The organism is Pseudomonas sp. SBB6 (genome assembly GCF_024213215.1).
GTDB classification, from domain to species: Bacteria; Pseudomonadota; Gammaproteobacteria; order Pseudomonadales; family Pseudomonadaceae; genus Aquipseudomonas; species Aquipseudomonas donghuensis.
This window is the reverse complement of sequence record NZ_JANAVH010000026.1, coordinates 1-2,457: the sequence shown is the minus strand read 5'-3', so window position 1 is coordinate 2,457 and position 2,457 is coordinate 1. Positions and strand designations below refer to the sequence as shown.

Genomic DNA, 2,457 nt, shown 5'->3' with positions numbered 1-2,457 from the left:
GCGATGCATCGTTTCACTGCTGAGTTCGGGATGGGATCAGGTGGTTCCAATGCTCTATGGTCGTCAAGAAATTCTGTTGCCAGAAGGTCTTGTCAGACACTCCAGCGAATCGGGTATGTGATGTTTTGTGAGTTACAAATTCTCGGCTGTGCAGTCTTCACAACACCGCAATCTGGTCGTTCGACGCAAATTGCTTGGGTGTTATATGGTCAAGCCTCACGGGCAATTAGTATTGGTTAGCTCAACGCCTCACAGCGCTTACACACCCAACCTATCAACGTCGTAGTCTTCGACGGCCCTTCAGGGAGCTCAAGGCTCCAGTGAGATCTCATCTTGAGGCAAGTTTCCCGCTTAGATGCTTTCAGCGGTTATCTCTTCCGAACATAGCTACCCGGCAATGCCACTGGCGTGACAACCGGAACACCAGAGGTTCGTCCACTCCGGTCCTCTCGTACTAGGAGCAGCCCCTCTCAAATCTCAAACGTCCACGGCAGATAGGGACCGAACTGTCTCACGACGTTCTAAACCCAGCTCGCGTACCACTTTAAATGGCGAACAGCCATACCCTTGGGACCGGCTTCAGCCCCAGGATGTGATGAGCCGACATCGAGGTGCCAAACACCGCCGTCGATATGAACTCTTGGGCGGTATCAGCCTGTTATCCCCGGAGTACCTTTTATCCGTTGAGCGATGGCCCTTCCATACAGAACCACCGGATCACTAAGACCTACTTTCGTACCTGCTCGACGTGTCTGTCTCGCAGTCAAGCGCGCTTTTGCCTTTATACTCTACGACCGATTTCCGACCGGTCTGAGCGCACCTTCGTACTCCTCCGTTACTCTTTAGGAGGAGACCGCCCCAGTCAAACTACCCACCATACACTGTCCTCGATCCGGATAACGGACCTGAGTTAGAACCTCAAAGTTGCCAGGGTGGTATTTCAAGGATGGCTCCACGCGAACTGGCGTCCACGCTTCAAAGCCTCCCACCTATCCTACACAAGCAAATTCAAAGTCCAGTGCAAAGCTATAGTAAAGGTTCACGGGGTCTTTCCGTCTAGCCGCGGATACACTGCATCTTCACAGCGATTTCAATTTCACTGAGTCTCGGGTGGAGACAGCGCCGCCATCGTTACGCCATTCGTGCAGGTCGGAACTTACCCGACAAGGAATTTCGCTACCTTAGGACCGTTATAGTTACGGCCGCCGTTTACCGGGGCTTCGATCAAGAGCTTCGCGTTAGCTAACCCCATCAATTAACCTTCCGGCACCGGGCAGGCGTCACACCCTATACGTCCACTTTCGTGTTTGCAGAGTGCTGTGTTTTTAATAAACAGTCGCAGCGGCCTGGTATCTTCGACCGGCATGGGCTTACGGAGCAAGTCCTTCACCCTCACCGGCGCACCTTCTCCCGAAGTTACGGTGCCATTTTGCCTAGTTCCTTCACCCGAGTTCTCTCAAGCGCCTTGGTATTCTCTACCCAACCACCTGTGTCGGTTTGGGGTACGGTTCCTAGTTATCTGAAGCTTAGAAGCTTTTCTTGGAAGCATGGCATCAACCACTTCGTCGCCTAAAGGCAACTCGTCATCAGCTCTCGGCCTTAAGATCCCGGATTTACCTAAGATCTCAGCCTACCACCTTAAACTTGGACAACCAACGCCAAGCTGGCCTAGCCTTCTCCGTCCCTCCATCGCAATAACTAGAAGTACAGGAATATTAACCTGTTTTCCATCGACTACGCTTTTCAGCCTCGCCTTAGGGACCGACTAACCCTGCGTCGATTAACGTTGCGCAGGAAACCTTGGTCTTTCGGCGTGGGAGTTTTTCACTCCCATTGTCGTTACTCATGTCAGCATTCGCACTTCTGATACCTCCAGCAAGCTTCTCAACTCACCTTCACAGGCTTACAGAACGCTCCTCTACCGCGTCACCTAAGTGACACCCGTAGCTTCGGTGTATGGTTTGAGCCCCGTTACATCTTCCGCGCAGGCCGACTCGACTAGTGAGCTATTACGCTTTCTTTAAAGGGTGGCTGCTTCTAAGCCAACCTCCTAGCTGTCTAAGCCTTCCCACATCGTTTCCCACTTAACCATAACTTTGGGACCTTAGCTGACGGTCTGGGTTGTTTCCCTTTTCACGACGGACGTTAGCACCCGCCGTGTGTCTCCCATGCTCGGCACTTGTAGGTATTCGGAGTTTGCATCGGTTTGGTAAGTCGGGATGACCCCCTAGCCGAAACAGTGCTCTACCCCCTACAGTGATACATGAGGCGCTACCTAAATAGCTTTCGAGGAGAACCAGCTATCTCCGAGCTTGATTAGCCTTTCACTCCGATCCACAGGTCATCCGCTAACTTTTCAACGGTAGTCGGTTCGGTCCTCCAGTCAGTGTTACCTAACCTTCAACCTGCCCATGGATAGATCGCCCGGTTTCGGGTCTATACCCAGCGACTAAACGC

At 52.4% G+C, this 2,457-nt stretch carries 2 rRNA genes; both read right to left on the bottom strand.

Annotated elements, in window-relative coordinates:
• Nucleotides 1-68: ribosomal RNA gene (gene rrf / locus NLX68_RS26375) — 5S ribosomal RNA — on the bottom strand; the annotation flags it as partial.
• Between the two features lie 137 nt (nucleotides 69-205).
• Nucleotides 206-2,457, bottom strand: a 23S ribosomal RNA gene (locus NLX68_RS26370); the annotation flags it as partial.